Annotated in this window: 17 protein-coding genes; 9 read left to right on the plus strand and 8 right to left on the minus strand. The window is 42.9% G+C overall.

Translation table 11 applies throughout. The features are described from left to right. The first annotated feature begins 2 nt into the window (after window positions 1-2). The 6 genes from queG (at window position 3) to LEUCM_RS02630 (ending at window position 6,638) form a co-directional block, all read left to right on the plus strand. Window positions 3-1,160, plus strand: a complete 1,158-nt coding sequence (queG, locus tag LEUCM_RS02605; RefSeq protein WP_016264335.1) for a tRNA epoxyqueuosine(34) reductase QueG — start codon at window positions 3-5, stop codon at window positions 1,158-1,160. Between the two features lie 12 nt (window positions 1,161-1,172). Then, window positions 1,173-2,363 carry an MFS transporter gene (locus LEUCM_RS02610; RefSeq protein WP_056936471.1) on the plus strand — a complete coding sequence of 397 codons (1,191 nt, stop codon included), beginning with the start codon at window positions 1,173-1,175 and terminating at the stop codon, window positions 2,361-2,363. A 93-nt stretch (window positions 2,364-2,456) separates the two neighbouring features. Further along, window positions 2,457-2,822, plus strand: a complete 366-nt coding sequence (locus tag LEUCM_RS02615; RefSeq protein WP_016264333.1) for a hypothetical protein — start codon at window positions 2,457-2,459, stop codon at window positions 2,820-2,822. Window positions 2,823-2,895: 73 nt separating this feature from the next. Beyond that, a complete protein-coding gene (locus LEUCM_RS02620; RefSeq protein WP_025016422.1) occupies window positions 2,896-4,128 on the plus strand; it encodes a DUF2075 domain-containing protein in 1,233 nt (410 codons plus the stop codon). A gap of 83 nt (window positions 4,129-4,211) precedes the next feature. Further along, a complete protein-coding gene (locus LEUCM_RS02625) occupies window positions 4,212-5,063 on the plus strand; it encodes an aldo/keto reductase (RefSeq protein ID WP_016264331.1) in 852 nt (283 codons plus the stop codon). A 231-nt stretch (window positions 5,064-5,294) separates the two neighbouring features. After that, window positions 5,295-6,638: a hemolysin family protein gene (locus LEUCM_RS02630; protein ID WP_035144411.1), complete on the plus strand. Its 1,344-nt coding sequence runs from the start codon at window positions 5,295-5,297 to the stop codon at window positions 6,636-6,638. A 47-nt stretch (window positions 6,639-6,685) separates the two neighbouring features. Here the strand turns inward: LEUCM_RS02630 and fakB are convergent, their stop codons facing one another. Together fakB and LEUCM_RS02640 are read right to left on the minus strand one after the other, a co-directional pair. Then, window positions 6,686-7,546 (minus strand): DegV family protein, encoded by an 861-nt coding sequence (gene fakB / locus LEUCM_RS02635; protein ID WP_016264329.1) that lies wholly within the window; start codon window positions 7,544-7,546, stop codon window positions 6,686-6,688. Between the two features lie 109 nt (window positions 7,547-7,655). Then, entirely contained in the window at window positions 7,656-8,021 is a 366-nt protein-coding gene (locus tag LEUCM_RS02640) for an iron-sulfur cluster biosynthesis family protein (protein WP_011373743.1), read from the minus strand. 116 nt (window positions 8,022-8,137) lie between these two features. Here LEUCM_RS02640 and LEUCM_RS02645 point away from each other — a divergent pair, with 116 nt between their 5' ends. Both LEUCM_RS02645 and LEUCM_RS02650 read left to right on the plus strand, forming a co-directional pair. After that, complete coding sequence (locus LEUCM_RS02645) at window positions 8,138-8,581, plus strand: DUF3290 domain-containing protein (RefSeq protein ID WP_025016423.1); 444 nt, start codon at window positions 8,138-8,140, stop codon at window positions 8,579-8,581. Between the two features lie 12 nt (window positions 8,582-8,593). Beyond that, window positions 8,594-9,220: a DUF421 domain-containing protein gene (locus LEUCM_RS02650; protein ID WP_016264326.1), complete on the plus strand. Its 627-nt coding sequence runs from the start codon at window positions 8,594-8,596 to the stop codon at window positions 9,218-9,220. A gap of 53 nt (window positions 9,221-9,273) precedes the next feature. Here LEUCM_RS02650 and LEUCM_RS02655 read toward each other — a convergent pair whose 3' ends face one another. After that, window positions 9,274-10,131, minus strand: coding sequence for a hypothetical protein (locus LEUCM_RS02655; RefSeq protein WP_016264325.1), 858 nt, complete (start codon window positions 10,129-10,131; stop codon window positions 9,274-9,276). Between the two features lie 107 nt (window positions 10,132-10,238). Here LEUCM_RS02655 and nrdI point away from each other — a divergent pair, with 107 nt between their 5' ends. Further along, complete coding sequence (gene nrdI, locus LEUCM_RS02660) at window positions 10,239-10,706, plus strand: class Ib ribonucleoside-diphosphate reductase assembly flavoprotein NrdI (protein ID WP_016264324.1); 468 nt, start codon at window positions 10,239-10,241, stop codon at window positions 10,704-10,706. Here nrdI and LEUCM_RS02665 read toward each other — a convergent pair. The 5 genes from LEUCM_RS02665 to LEUCM_RS02685 form a co-directional block, all read right to left on the minus strand. After that, window positions 10,703-11,371 carry an HAD hydrolase-like protein gene (locus LEUCM_RS02665; protein WP_016264323.1) on the minus strand — a complete coding sequence of 223 codons (669 nt, stop codon included), beginning with the start codon at window positions 11,369-11,371 and terminating at the stop codon, window positions 10,703-10,705. The two genes, nrdI and LEUCM_RS02665, sit on opposite strands and share 4 nt — an antisense overlap. A gap of 380 nt (window positions 11,372-11,751) precedes the next feature. Then, the gene (locus LEUCM_RS02670; RefSeq protein WP_025016424.1) at window positions 11,752-12,516 is read right to left on the minus strand and encodes a prolyl oligopeptidase family serine peptidase; all 765 of its coding nucleotides are present in this window, start codon (window positions 12,514-12,516) and stop codon (window positions 11,752-11,754) included. 36 nt (window positions 12,517-12,552) lie between these two features. Further along, window positions 12,553-13,227 (minus strand): DUF1129 domain-containing protein, encoded by a 675-nt coding sequence (locus tag LEUCM_RS02675; RefSeq protein ID WP_016264321.1) that lies wholly within the window; start codon window positions 13,225-13,227, stop codon window positions 12,553-12,555. Between the two features lie 17 nt (window positions 13,228-13,244). After that, window positions 13,245-14,345, minus strand: a complete 1,101-nt coding sequence (ychF, locus tag LEUCM_RS02680) for a redox-regulated ATPase YchF (protein ID WP_011373736.1) — start codon at window positions 14,343-14,345, stop codon at window positions 13,245-13,247. A gap of 23 nt (window positions 14,346-14,368) precedes the next feature. Then, window positions 14,369-14,617: a DUF951 domain-containing protein gene (locus tag LEUCM_RS02685; protein WP_016264320.1), complete on the minus strand. Its 249-nt coding sequence runs from the start codon at window positions 14,615-14,617 to the stop codon at window positions 14,369-14,371. Window positions 14,618-14,630 lie beyond the last annotated feature (13 nt).

Genomic DNA, 14,630 nt, shown 5'->3' on the forward strand with positions numbered 1-14,630 from the left:
TTATGCCAACTTTAAAAGAACAAGTCATCGCGGCCAGTCGAGAAATTGGCATCGATAAAATTGGCTTTACCTCAGCGGCGCCTTTTGACTATTTAGAGGCCAGCTTAATCGAACAAAAGAAAAACGGTCATTCTAGCGGTTTTGAACACAAGGTGCTGGAAGAACGCCTCTATCCCGAATTAATTTTTGACCAACCCAAATCAATTATCGCTATCGCGCTTGCTTACCCAACCAAAATTCACAACAAACCCGCCAGAACAGGTGCCAAACGCGGTAGTTTTGCACGGGCTTCTTGGGGCATTGATTACCACGATATCTTACGGGACAAGATGGCCCAATTGATCGACGCGATCAAAGAACTTGCCGATGAGGATGATGAAGTCACTTTCAAACCAATGGTTGATACAGGCGAATTAAGTGACGTCGCCGTTGCACAACGCGCCGGCCTTGGTTTTATCGGCCTCAACGGATTATTGATTACCCCTGAATTCGGGTCTTTCGTCTATCTCGGCGAAATCATTACCAACATTCCGTTTGAACCTGATACCCCTATGGCCAACCAATGTGGCAGCTGTACCCGCTGTATCGATTATTGTCCACCTAGCGCCCTATTAGGTGACGGTCGGTTAAATGCGACACGGTGCCTTTCTTATCAAACGCAAACAAAAGGCTTTATGCCAGAAGAATTTCGCCCTAAAATCCGGAGCGTGATTTATGGCTGCGATATTTGCCAACAAGTTTGTCCCTTTAATAAAGGCAAGGACTTCCACTTCCATCCTGACATGGAACCCGATCCAGAAGTAGTGATGCCAGAATTACAACCATTGCTAACAATCAGCAATAAAGAATTCAAAGTTAAATTCGGTCACTTATCTGGTTCGTGGCGAGGGAAGAAACCAATCCAGCGCAACGCCATTATCGCGCTTGCCAACGTCAAAGATCGAACTGCGATTCCCCAGTTATTGCAATTAATCGATAACGATCCCCGACCCGTTATTCGCGGGACTGCGGCGTGGGCACTAGGCCAATTGGTCAGAGATGTCACGCCTGAGATGTTAGACTTCTTGCAACAATCCGCTGATAAAGAAGAAGAACCTGAAGCCCAAGTCGAGTTTCACAAAGCATTATTAATTCTCAATGAACGTTTTGAAGAGAGGTAGGCACCATAGCACATGCAAAATAAGCAACAACAGACGCAACTCACACAACCATTGATTCTTTTAATGGCTTTTATCACGGGGGTTGCGGTTTCTAATCTATATTATATTCAACCGATTCAATCCCTGGTGGCCCAAACCTTCCACGTTAACACTGGCGCCATTGGCACGGTCGCGATGTTAACTCAAGTCGGTTATGCCCTCGGCTTATTATTAATCGTCCCTTTTGGCGATGTCATGAGTCGTTACCATTTAATCATTCGGATGCTGATTTTATCGCTACTCTCTTTGTTAGTCGCATTTTTAGCGCCGAACTTCATCTTATTCGCACTTTCCGGCTTACTGATTGGCTTAACCTCAGTCGTCCCACAAATTATCATTCCATATGCAGCCGTTTTAGCGGCACCCCAAAAACGTGGGGCCGTGCTCGGGACGATTTTAAGTGGCCTCTTAATGGGGGTTTTACTTTCTCGGAGTTTTAGTGGCATTATCAGTAGCTACGTCAATTGGCGCTGGGTTTACCTTTTAGCCGTCATTGCGATTGGCTGTCTGATTATCTTAGCGGCCATCAAATTACCTAAAGATTCGCGTCCCAAAAACGGGCCTAGTTATTGGCAAACCATCAGTTTCTTACCTGGTTTAGTGCGCACCCAACCACTTTTACGCGAAGCGGCCATTAACGGCTTCTTCATGTTTGGGACCCTCAGCATCTTTTGGTCAACTCTCGTCTTTTACATGGCAAGTCCTGCCTATCATCTTGGCAGTGGCACCGTTGGTTTATTAGCCATTCTCGGTGCAGCCGGTGCGCTTGCGGCCCCTGTGATTGGCCGCTTTGCCGATCAAAAGACACCGCAGTTTATCATCGCAGTTGGTCTCTTGATGATGACTGTCAGTTACCTCTTATTCCTTTTCTGGGGACAGTATTTGCCAGTTATGATGCTCGGAATCGTTTTATTAGATGTTGGTAATCAGTGTGGTCAGGTGTCCAACCAAACGCGGGTCCAAGCCTTAGGCGAAGCTACCAGCAGTCGTAATAACACGGTCTTCATGTTTGCCTACTTCATTGGTGGGGCTTCCGGCTCATTTTTCGGCGCTCTTGCTTGGAGTCTCGGTGGTTGGGCAGCTGTTTGTTATCTAGCACTTGGCTGCCAAATCGCCGCCTTGCTCGTTCATTTTGTGCTCTACCGGCCTAAAGCAACACGCTAAGGTTATGACTCACGCTAGCGTTTCCCAAAATGTTATAATAAGGTTAACCAATCAAATTTGGCTTATTAATTCACAATAAGGAAGGTGTCTATTATGAAATTATATCAAGCTCTAACACAAGTGACGCTCAATGCGCAGATGGTTGACGATTTAGCTGGCTTTCAAATCAAACCAATCTTGGAAAAACCGTTAAACTTCGATCCAACCGACTTGTATCATTACATCGACACAACCTTAAAAGCTGGTTCACGCCACGATGAAAATAATCTGCTATTTGTGACCGATGCCATTTTTATCACTGAAAACTTTAATTTTAAAGGTACCGTTTTTGAAGCCTATGCACAGAGCTTCGAAGAACGCGTCACCCTTGCACACAAAATTGTGGCCGACTTAAACCGCCACGTCTCAGTCAATATCGACCTAGCAAAACACGAATTCCAATTAGTCTTTGTCGATTAATCACTACTAGAGAACCTCTGGCATACATTGTCAGGGGTTCTTTTATCACGTTATTTAGAAAGAAGTCCTATTTTTGCCTAATGCTCAGCACCAAAACAGCGCCCTCTACAAATTGACACGCCCGGCTAATCAACTTACTACCGAGCAACAGCAACTCAAAACCGCGATTATCCAATTTTGCGAACAAAATCGTGATGCGGACCACGCCACCTTCTTAATTCAAGGTGCCGCCGGAACCGGTAAGAGTGTGATTTTAAACAGCGTCTTCTCGACGCTCCAAGAACTTGCACGTAAAACGCCGACTTCACCGCTGTACCAAACTAACAACAAATTACTGGTTAATCATCCAGAAATGTTGAAACTCTACCAAAATAACGTTCAACCAACTAACGCGCTCTTGAAAAAAGACTTTCAACGCCCGACAACTTTTATCAACCAGGCCAGCAAACAAGAGACCCGCGCCGATATCGTTTTAGTCGATGAAGCGCACCTCTTATTGACGCACAGCGATCCTTATAACCACTTCAGACAGGATAATCAGTTAGATGAGATTCGCAAGCACAGTCGCATCACGATTCTCATTTTTGATGAACAACAGGTCCTTAAGGTCAAAAGTTATTGGCAGCAACAACAGCTACTCACTAAACTCCAAACCGGGCCTTATCAATTAGCACAGCTACACCATCAATTCCGAATTCAGGCAAATCCCTCGGTTGAATCTTGGTTACAAGCCTTTCACAAAATGCAGATCGAAGTCTTGCCCCAAGATCCGCATTTTGAATTCAAAATTTTTACAGACGCAGCCCAACTGTACGCCGCTATTCGCCAACGTAATCAAGACAGTGGTTTGGCTCGGTTACTGGCAACCTATGATTTCCCAGCAACACTCAATGACCCGCACGACCATTACGTAAGTGCCCCGCATTTCAAATTACGCTGGGATCGGTATCAACCAACCGCCAAGACTTATTGGGCGGAACGTGAAGATAGTATTGATGAAGTTGGTTCGGTTTATACAATACAAGGTTTCGATTTAAACTATGCCGGCGTCATTTTAGGCCCGTCAATTGGCTATGACCCACAACAAGATTGCTTACTGATCAAACCGGAATACTATGAAGATCAAGCGGCGTTTGCCGGTGCCAATCGCTTTGATAATCCAACCCAGATTAAGACTCAAATCATCCTCAATAGCCTCTACGTCTTGATGAGCCGGGCCCGCAACGGCCTTTACCTCTACGCCCTCGATCCCGCTTTACAAAAACACTTATTAGCGTTACAAACGGCAACATTTCCCGGGCAATAAAAAGCACTTTCCTACTCAAAAACAAACCAAAAGTGTAAAATTAACCCTGTAATCAATTCTGTTCAAGAAGGAGTGCTTTTTAAATGACGACATTAACAACAACATATACGTTAGCAAACGGCGTTCAAATCCCAGTGCTCGGCTTTGGGACTTGGCAAACACCAGATGGCGACACAGCCATTAAATCAGTTAAGGCAGCACTTGAAGCGGGTTACCGCCACATTGATACTGCCCAAGCTTACCAAAACGAAGCCAGCGTCGGCACTGCCATCCAAGAAAGTGGTGTGGCACGCCAGGATCTCTTTTTAACAACTAAAATTTGGAACGCTAATCACAGCTACGATTTAACAATGCAATCTTTCGAAGAATCACTTCAAAAATTGCAAACCGACTATGTCGATTTATTATTGATTCACTGGCCTAACCCAATTGATTTCCGTGATAACTGGGAAGCAGCCAACGCTGAAACTTGGCGAGCAATGGAAGAACTCTACAATGCTGGCAAAGCCAAGGCAATTGGTGTCAGCAACTTCCGTGCACACCACTTAGAAGCCTTGAAAAAGACTGCTAAGGTGCAACCAATGGTGAACCAAATCTTCTTAGCACCTGGTGAATTGGAAGCTGAAACGGTGCAATACTCACGCGATAACGGTATGTTATTAGAAGCTTACAGCCCTCTTGGCACTGGTAAAATCTTTGATGTGCCAGAAATGAAGACCCTCGCTGCTAAGTACCAACGCTCAATTCCACAAATTGCACTGCGCTGGTCATTGCAACACGGTTTCTTACCATTACCAAAATCAGTTCACGCCAACTACATTCAAGAAAATACGCAACTATTTGACTTCGAATTAACACCTGAAGATATGCAAACTATCGATCAACTCGATGGGGTTGTTGGTAAAGCCAAAGATCCTGATACAGCAACCTTCTAAAGATAATCTCTCTAAAGAGCAGCCGCGTGAATTGATACGTCGTTTGCTCTTTTTATATGAACAGCCTTTAATTAAAAAATGTCGTTTACAAAATTTAGTTTACCTCCACCATTAATTATGGTATTTTCATTATGATATATCAGAAAATCAGACTTATGACCGACGTTATTTACCGTTGAACGTTCGAAAATGGTAAGATAGCATTAATGATTTAAGAAATGGGGAATTATATTGTCAAGTGGTCAGATATTTACCAATCTGTTCGTCATGCTCGTTACCTTCTTTCTAGCAGCTTTTTTCGTTGCTGCAGAATTCGCACTCGTTCAAACACGTCCAAGTGCCTTAGAAGATGCGATTCATTCCGGAAATGGTAGTCCTAAAAAATTAAAACTCGCCCTTAAGATGACTCAAAATCTCAATGAGTATCTTTCAACCACGCAAGTTGGGGTCAGTGTTGCGGGGATTATTTTAGGGTGGATTGGTGAATCAACTGTCGAAACAGTGTTAGTTGATTTATTAGGCTTGACGCATCTTGTCTCTGAGAGCGGCCTGCACATTATCGGCGCAGTTGCCGGTGTTTTAGTCCTAACCTATTTAGAAGTTGTCTTCACTGAAATTGTACCGAAGAATATCAGTATCGATATCCCAATGCAGATGTTGATGGCCGTCGCTAAGCCACTTCATTACTGTCACATCATTTTCTACCCATTTGTCTGGTTACTAAATGTTTCCGCAAACGGCGTTGTTAAACTGATCGGTTTTGCACCTGCTGACGAAAGTAGCGATGTTTTATCACAAGCTGAAATCATCAGCCTTTCTAAAAATGCCGTAACCGGTGGTGAATTGGATCGTAACGATTTAGTTTACATGCAACGGGCCTTTGATTTTAACGATCGAATTGCCAAAGACGTGATGGTCGATCGAACTAGTTTATACGTCGTCGATATTACAGATACCGTCAAAGACGTTGTTAAGGATTATCTCCAACAAGGCTTTAGTCGCTTCCCAGTGGTCGCTGAAAATGATAAAGATAAAATTCTCGGTTACGTCTACGCCTACGACTTGGTGCGCCAAGCACAAGTCGATGATTCAATCCGCGTTAGCAAATTACTCCGCTCAATCATCTCTGTTCCCGAAACAACACCCATCCATAGTTTATTAACGCAAATGATTAATAAACAAACACCGATTGTGGTCGTTGTTGACGAATACGGTGGGACGAGTGGGATTGTCACCGATAAAGATATTTACGAAGAATTATTCGGGACTGTCAAAGATGAAATCGATGACGTTTCGGATGAATATATCATCAAAGAAAATGACAACCGTTATCGCGTTAGCGGTAAAACAACGCTTTACGATTTTGAACGCTTCTTCAAGGCAGACATTGAAGCCTTTGAAGCATCAGATAGCGTAACCGTTGCCGGTTATGTCTTGGAAAACTTCGCTAACTTACATCAAGATTCCGTTGTTTCAATTGACCGCTTCGATTTAACGGTCGCTGAATTTAACCGTGGTTACATTGATTGGTTTGAAGTTTCCGTCAATCCACAACGTGCAGATACAACACTTTAAAAGTCAAAAAAGGCGTCGACATAATTGTCGACGCCTTTTTAATCGCTTTAAATTAGATAATCGCGGCCCCAAATAATGCCCATCACCTTTTCACCAGTGTGAACCCCAACAACTGGTCCGATATGACTGGTTTCAATTGGCATCCCTGGGAATTTGGTCGTCAGGGTCTCAACCCACTGCGCACTTTCTTCTGGGTTATTCCCATCGATCACGCACGCGCGAATCGGATAATCAGCGGCTGCCACGGCGGCTTCAAAATCCGTTAACACTTTTTGAAAGGCCCGTTTTTTCGTCCGTTCCTTGGTCAACGCAACAATTTTGCCAGCTGTATCGAAACTTAAAATTGGTTTGATCCGTAATAAGTTGCCGACAAAGGCGGCCCCGTTAGAAATCCGCCCAGTCCGCATCAGATGGCTCAAATCATCGACGACGAAGTAAACACCGATTGTCTCCCGCAAAGCAGCCAATTTAGGCATAATGGTTTCAGCGTGTTCGCCTTGGGCCACTAGACGCGCTGCTTCTAATGCTAGGAAAGCTTCGCCAGCACTCGTGACTTTCGAATCAAATGGATAAACTCTAATACCTTCGACTTGGCGAGCATAAGCTTGCAGGTTATTGATAAAACTCGTAATCCCACTCGATAAATGAATACAAATGACTTCATCGAAACCATCTTCGATCAGTTGGTCAAAAACCATCTGCATTTGACCCATCGTAATTTGGGACGTAGTTGGTAATTTATCGGTGGTACGCATTTTTTCATAAAATTCAGTGGTTGAAATTTCAATATTTTCTAAATAAGTTTGTTGGCCAAAAATCACCGTGATCGGTACAACGATGATTTGATTGGCCTGCGCAACCTGAGGATCAAGGTAAGCGGCGCTATCTGTTACAATTGCCGTTTTCATGTAAGACTCCTTTGTAACACTATTTTTTGCCATTATCCCACCTTAATCCTGAAATAACAAGCAAGCAAAAAGCAGTGTCGCCTTTGGACACTGCTTTTTAAAATAGTCCCTATTCTGTTATTTTTTCATGATCAAAAACGATAATTGGCACCCGGTTATCAACGACACCGCTGTTATTAACTAAGGTTAATACTTGGCGTTTTTCATCTAAATCGAGGACCTCGTGACCGTCAAAATAGTCGGCCGTATATGCCTTATAGTGAATAGGGCCCATTTCCGAGTCAAACGTTTCTGTATAGCTCTTTAGATCTGCATCATTTGGTACAATTAATAAACGAAAATCAGTATCTAATGAACAAAAACCAACCTTTGAGAAGGGGCCGACACCGTCATTTAAGTCGAGTAATAATGCTTGATCAGTCGTCATCTGTTTTTGAATCTTCTCTTGAGCTGCTGCTGTTATTTTTAATACCATATTAATCATCCCTTTCATACGTTTAGCTTACCACCATTTAGATTTTACACAATTTATATGCTCACAGTGAGTGTGCTACAATAGTTATAGTACTTATCTATCCAGGAGGCGTTTCGATGTTTTTTTATCGCTATTCTTATTTCATCAATCAAAATGATTTCGAGTTCTATTTCAAAATATTACTCTCACTGCTCGTTGGGAGTTTAATTCTCATTTTCTTTGTCCAATACCTACGCCACCGGTCCGATTCAAAATATCGGGACCTCTTGATTATCTTCGTCTTAGTCGGCGTTTTGCTCGGTGGCATTCAGTATACAAGAGTGGAGCAGCTCAACACTGCGCACTCACAACAAGCACAAATGACGCAGTTCATGAAGAGCATTGCTCAGGCACAGAAAGTACCGGTCAAATCGGTTTCCGTCAACGCCACTTCACTTCAACAAAATATGGTCGTCAAAGTTCATCAGCACTACTATCAAGTGGTTTTCGACAATAACTTTACCAGTTACCAACTAAAAAAAGCACAAGTCATCAATCCTAAAATAACCTACCAACAATAAGGAGTCAGCCACATGCCATCTTATTTAGATATCACAATTAAACTTATTCTCGGTTTTTTCTGCCTCGTTTTACAAATTAACCTCTCTGGTAAGGGTAACTTAGCCCCTTCCAGTGGGATCGATCAACTTCAAAATTACGTCCTCGGCGGGATTGTCGGCGGTATGATTTATAACGCCGATATCTCGTTTATCCAATTTTTCCTCGTGCTCTTAATCTGGACGCTGATTGTCTTCACCATGAAATTCCTAACCACACATAATCAACGAATTAAACGTTGGGTAATTGGTGTTCCCCAAACGATTATCACTAATGGCCGCATCGATGCCCAAACAGCTGCCAAAAACAGCTTGTCAGCCCAAGATCTCGCTTTTAAACTCAGAATTGCCGGGATTAGCGATATTCGGACCGTTCAACGAGCAATTCTAGAACAAAACGGCCAACTGACGATTACCCAAAAAGGCGACGCAACAATCAAATACCCACTGATTATGGATGGGCAAATCAACGTCGATGCATTAAGTTTAATCGACAAAGATGAAGACTGGTTACTCGCTGATGTCGCCCAACAAGGGTACGAACTACAACAGATCTACATGGCCAATTATCTCGACCATCAAATTGTCATCACGGCTTATTAAATAAAAAAAGGTGCGGGAACGAAAGTCACTTTCGTCCTCACACCTTTTTTTGGTTAACGAACCTTCTGGAAAATCTTCGCTAGAATCCACAAAACAACCCCGCTGATCAATGTGATCAGGCTGATTTGCCAAGCATAATCCAAGACGCTTGTTGCATAGTTAATAATGACTGTATTGAACTCACCAGCACGTTGGGCGACTTCTTCAATCAAGCCACTGAATTTGGCCGTTTCAGTCCCTAAGAGGAGGAATAAGCCACTCCAAGCAAGTGCTGCGCCCAAACTCCCGAATAGGTAGCGGAACTTCCCACTGACTGCATATTGGACGATTAATAAGACGATCCCCATGATAATCGCAATCCACATCCCAATGTTAACGACACTTGTCATGATGGCCAATTCAGAAACCATTGGTGCCAAATAAGGCGTTTGAATTTGATCATTTAAATAAGTCTTCAATGGTGGTTGAACAGCCGCCACCGCCGTTTTGACTAAAGCTTGTTCAATGGGGTTGCTGGGAATCGCCGCTGTTAAATTCCCAGCCATTTGTTCAACCATTTGATCACTATCTAATGGCCGATCTTTGAACGCATAGATATTCTTAACGGTCTTGTTCATATCCGTTTTAACGTCTGCAGTTGAGAGCAATTGGACTTGAACCGATTGCGGTAAGCCATTTTTTTGCGCCGCATCTAATAAGACTGTATTGAATTCGTTTGTCACGAGTTTCAAGGTCTTCGGCTGATTAAGTTGTTCTTGGGTGAATGATTCTTTTAAGACTGTTTGATTTAAAATGATGCCGCCAATCCCGAAGAAGGCACAGCAAAAAATTAAAAAAGTCAGAAAACGGCTGAGACCCTTATTCGGTCTTGTCGTCTTTGGCGTTTGATCCAGTCGACTCATATTTGTCATCGTATTTTTCCTTTCGATTTCACAGTTATCCTTAAATTTTAAGACTAGGCATATCAATTATTAAATGCTACAGTGAGTATATAGTATCGTTCACAGGAGGCACTTCAATGATCACTAATCTATCCATTTTATATATTTCACTAGCTGGTAATACCCGTTCTTTTGTTTCCGATTTACAAGACTATGCGCAACAACAACATACCACTAACCCGGCTTTGCCTACTATTTCATTAACTGAGATTTCAGATGCAACCCCCTTTAAGGATGAAACAGAACCTTTTTACGCTTTTGTGCCCACATACTTAGATGGTGGCAATGGTATCGATAATGGCGTCAAAGAATTGATGACCAACAGCTTAGGCGAATATATCGCTTATGGGCGTAATGCTGATTTATGTTACGGCGTGATTGGCAGCGGCAATCGTAATTTCAACGAACAGTATTGCTTAACTGCTAAACGCTATGCCGAACAATTTAACGTCCCCTTCATCGCGGATTACGAACTCCGCGGTAACTCACGTGATGTTGGCCGAATCTACATGTTATTAGTCGCTAATGCGCAAAAACACGCTTAGAGCTTCAAATTAGCGGGTAACGTCGTAATTAAATCAGTCGGTTGGGTCACAATTTGGACCGCACCGGCTTTTTTCAGTTCGGCGATACTCCCGAAACCATAACTGACACCAACAGCCGCCATTTCATTTTGTTTGGCACCAAGGATATCATTTTGACGATCGCCGACCATCAAGAGTGGTTCGGTCTTCGTTGATAAACCAAGTTCTGCCAACGCATAAGTGATAACATCCGCTTTTTTAACCCGCGTTGTTTCATCAACACTTGCACCGTAGACACCGCTAAAGTAAGGCGTTAACTCTAAGTGGTCGATAATCTTCTTGGCAAAAGGTTCAGGTTTAGACGTTGCAATCGCCAATTGTAAATCTTGTGCTTGTAAGGCTGCCAATGTTTCGTGCATGCCTGGATAAAGTTCATTTTCATATAAGCCTTTAGGCGCATAATATTCTTGGAATGTTTTAATCGCCTGTTGCGTCGCTGCTTCATCTAAACCAAAGACTCTCATAATTGTTTCGTTAAGTGGTGGGCCAATAAAACTAATTAATTGGGCCGTCGTTTGCGTTGGCAAGGCCAATTCTTCAATCATGTACTCTAAGGCATTGATAATGCCCTTTTGTGAGTCGGCAATCGTACCATCTAAATCAAATAAAACTGTTCCTTTTGTCATCGATTCTCATCCTCAATCCCTTTGAATATACTTTATTTTAGCATACTATTTTTACCTTAAACTTTCCTTATTCTTTTTTTCATAAATCTATAAAGTGCGCTTCACAGAATCTTCACATTTCCCCATTATAGTTATGAGTATAGAAAAGCGATACTTTTCTATTTCATACTACTTAACTTTTTCATTTTACTCCTCCAAAGTAAAATACCGGTGAAGCGTGGCTTCACCGCACAGATTATCCCCCCAAAATAATCTGTAAAACCCTTACTCCTTTTTAGATCTTCGGATCTGCAAAAAGTCGGTCCCCCCAAGACCGACTTTTTGTTTGCATAAAAATAGCTAGCGATTAAACCAACATCGGTTAACCGCTAGCTATTTTTTTATTTCAGATGGGCCTGCATAAATGTGACGGTGTCCAGTTGGGGCTCGTCAGATACTTTGTGTTGACCGTTATTTTCAGTCGTCAATGTAACTTGGCTTGTTGCCGGTGTTTCATCTTCAGTAATCTGCGTGATGAAATCAGCGGTAAATTGGTAGGGCACCATTGGATCAGCGGTCCCGTGATAAAAATGGAGCGGACGACCCGCTAAGCGCTCAGCATTTAATGCCAAATCATATTCTGCTAAATCTGCGAGTGTCGTTTCAATTTGATCTTGGTATCGTTCTTGAATCGATTGCGGTAATTGACTGGTTTGCCATTTGGCAAAAGCAACCGGCATTGGTGAGCCAATCTTATCAACCCCGACTTTAACGTTGGGATAACGAGCTAAAATAGCATCCGTTGTAATCCCGCCCATTGATGTCCCAGTAACACCAATCCGTTCTGGGTCAACTAAGCCTTCCGCTTGTAATGCAGCGACTAATGGGCCAAATTCATCGACTGATTGCATCACAATCTGCCAGAATTCAAACATTAATTCTGAAAACATTTGGCTACCGTGACGTTTACCATGATACTTAGCGTCCGGTAAAACAACCCGAAAACCTGCTTTAGCGAGAAAGTTAGCCAACATCAATTCAGATTCCTTCCGATGCGTCCAACCGTGATAGACAAATACCGTTGGTAACAAGGTTTGTTCTTGCCCACTCGGCGTCACAATTAACGTGCTGACGGCGCCAAATTGGCGTTCTTCGATACTAATCATTCATCTGTCTCCCTCTTTTTAATTTCCCGGGCAATACTACCCGAAGAAAGTGCCGGTAATCTTATAACGACGCTTAATGTAGATGCGAACTACGATTAATAATGCCGCAATCACGATTTGAATCCATGCTGGTAAGACTGGGTTCATGAAACCTGGAATTAAGATTGTCACACCATACGCGGCGACAAAGGCCAAGGTTAAACCGACAACGATTAACGCCATCTTCCAGAATGGTGGGCGTTGTTCCTTAGGCATTTGTGTATAGCGCATTGGATAAGTCATGATAACGCCGGCCATCGCAGCTGTAATCACGATTGAGGTAATCCCAATCATTGCATTTGAATTCTTGCTTGAAAATTGCGCTGCAATCCCGTTGAAAGCTAAATACATAATCAAGAAAATCAAAGCATTATCCAGCATTTGTAATTGTAAACTCGTTTTAACGGGTGCTTTTGGCGCATGTAACAATTGATTAATCTTCGTGCTGACTGGCCCGTAAATTTGTGTTGCGGGTTGTCCTTTGTGTTGCGCTTCAAGCATTTCGGGTAACATTTCAGCAAGCATTTCAGCTTGTTTTTCGTCTGAAACATCATCTTCTTTTAAAGCACGCTTGAATTTAAATAAATAGTCCGCGTTTTTCTTACTTAATTGTTTACTGAGCGCGTCAACATCCACTTGCTCTGTTTCTACTGCTGGTTCTGTCTTAGCCAATTGTTCTCCTCCTCAAATTAAACGTTGAATCTGAATTCGATAATGTCGCCGTCTTCGACCATGTATTCTTTACCTTCAAGACGTAAACGACCAGCTTCTTTAACAGCCTGCATTGAACCGTATTGGTCAAGGTCAGCAAACGAAACTGTTTCGGCCCGGATGAAGCCCCGTTCGAAGTCGGAATGAATCACACCGGCAGTTTGTGGGGCTTTCATGCCTTGACGGAAAGTCCAAGCACGGGTTTCCTTGCCACCAGCGGTAAAGAAGGTTGCAAGTCCTAATAGGTGGTATGAAGCACGGATTAATTTATCCAAACCTGATTCAGTAACGCCTTCTGCTTCTAAAAATTCAGCTTTATCAGCGTCATCTAATGAGGCAATTTCTTCTTCAGTTCTTGCTGAAATCGCAATTACTTCTGCGCCTTCTTTAGCTGCAAAATCTTGAATTTGTTTAACGTAATCAACGCTATCAGGATCGCCCATTGCATCTTCAGCGATGTTGGCAACGTATAAGACCGGTTTTGATGTTAATAGGAAGAAGCCCTTAACCATCTTAGCTTCGTCTTCGTTAAATTCGATTGAACGAACTGAGCCACCTTCTTCAAGAACGGGTTTGATTTTCTTTAAAACTTCGAATTCAGCCAAAGCTTCTTTGTCCTTAGTGCGGGCAATCTTTTCAACACGCGCATAACGCTTTGTGACGCTTTCTAAGTCGGCTAAACTAAGTTCTAGGTTAATTGTATCGATATCGTCTAACGGATCAACAGTCCCCGTTACAGACGTGATATTATCATCGTCAAAAGCACGGACAACATGCACGATAGCGTCCACTTGGCGAATGTTTTCCAAGAATTTATTCCCTAAACCTTCACCCTTGCTAGCGCCCTTAACAATCCCGGCGATATCGGTAAATTCAAAAGTCGTTGGGACAATCTTCTTAGCGGGAATGATTTCTTGAATCCGGTCTAAACGTTTGTCAGGCACTTCAACCATCCCAACGTTAGGATCGATAGTCGCAAATGGGTAGTTCGCCATTTCGGCTCCGGCCTTAGTAATGGCGTTAAATAAAGTTGATTTTCCGACGTTGGGTAACCCAACAATTCCTGCAGTTAATGACATAGTTTTTTACACTTTCCTTTACGTTAAAAATTAGTTTGATTGGGACCTTTTGACAACAATTGATAATGTGGTTCCGTTGTTACATCAACATCGGCAGCTGCAACCAACACTTTCTTTTGCTTCTTTTCAAATTCCCGGCGGGGTAATAAGACCGCGTGTCCGCAGCCCATACACTTAATTCGAATATCCATCCCTAAGCGGACCACTTCGAAACGATTGGTGCCACAGGCATGTTGTTTTTTCATCTGAACGAGATCGCCTAATGCATACATCACAAATGTCTCC

The sequence above is a fragment of the Latilactobacillus sakei subsp. sakei DSM 20017 = JCM 1157 genome (assembly GCF_002370355.1).
Lineage (GTDB): Bacteria > Bacillota > Bacilli > Lactobacillales > Lactobacillaceae > Latilactobacillus > Latilactobacillus sakei.

Excerpts from the sequence above, each read along its gene's own strand:
- fakB (WP_016264329.1), bottom strand. The coding sequence starts at position 7,546 with ATGAAAACGGCAATTGTAACAGATAGCGCCGCTTACCTTGATCCTCAG.
- LEUCM_RS02670 (WP_025016424.1), bottom strand. The coding sequence starts at position 12,516 with ATGATTAGTATCGAAGAACGCCAATTTGGCGCCGTCAGCACGTTAATT.
- queG (WP_016264335.1), top strand. The coding sequence starts at position 3 with ATGCCAACTTTAAAAGAACAAGTCATCGCGGCCAGTCGAGAAATTGGC.
- LEUCM_RS02625 (WP_016264331.1), top strand. The coding sequence starts at position 4,212 with ATGACGACATTAACAACAACATATACGTTAGCAAACGGCGTTCAAATC.
- LEUCM_RS02685 (WP_016264320.1), bottom strand. The coding sequence starts at position 14,617 with ATGTATGCATTAGGCGATCTCGTTCAGATGAAAAAACAACATGCCTGT.
- LEUCM_RS02655 (WP_016264325.1), bottom strand. The coding sequence starts at position 10,131 with ATGACAAATATGAGTCGACTGGATCAAACGCCAAAGACGACAAGACCG.
- LEUCM_RS02640 (WP_011373743.1), bottom strand. The coding sequence starts at position 8,021 with ATGGTATTAAAAATAACAGCAGCAGCTCAAGAGAAGATTCAAAAACAG.
- LEUCM_RS02650 (WP_016264326.1), top strand. The coding sequence starts at position 8,594 with ATGCCATCTTATTTAGATATCACAATTAAACTTATTCTCGGTTTTTTC.
- LEUCM_RS02610 (WP_056936471.1), top strand. The coding sequence starts at position 1,173 with ATGCAAAATAAGCAACAACAGACGCAACTCACACAACCATTGATTCTT.
- LEUCM_RS02645 (WP_025016423.1), top strand. The coding sequence starts at position 8,138 with ATGTTTTTTTATCGCTATTCTTATTTCATCAATCAAAATGATTTCGAG.
- ychF (WP_011373736.1), bottom strand. The coding sequence starts at position 14,345 with ATGTCATTAACTGCAGGAATTGTTGGGTTACCCAACGTCGGAAAATCA.
- LEUCM_RS02615 (WP_016264333.1), top strand. The coding sequence starts at position 2,457 with ATGAAATTATATCAAGCTCTAACACAAGTGACGCTCAATGCGCAGATG.
- LEUCM_RS02665 (WP_016264323.1), bottom strand. The coding sequence starts at position 11,371 with ATGACAAAAGGAACAGTTTTATTTGATTTAGATGGTACGATTGCCGAC.
- nrdI (WP_016264324.1), top strand. The coding sequence starts at position 10,239 with ATGATCACTAATCTATCCATTTTATATATTTCACTAGCTGGTAATACC.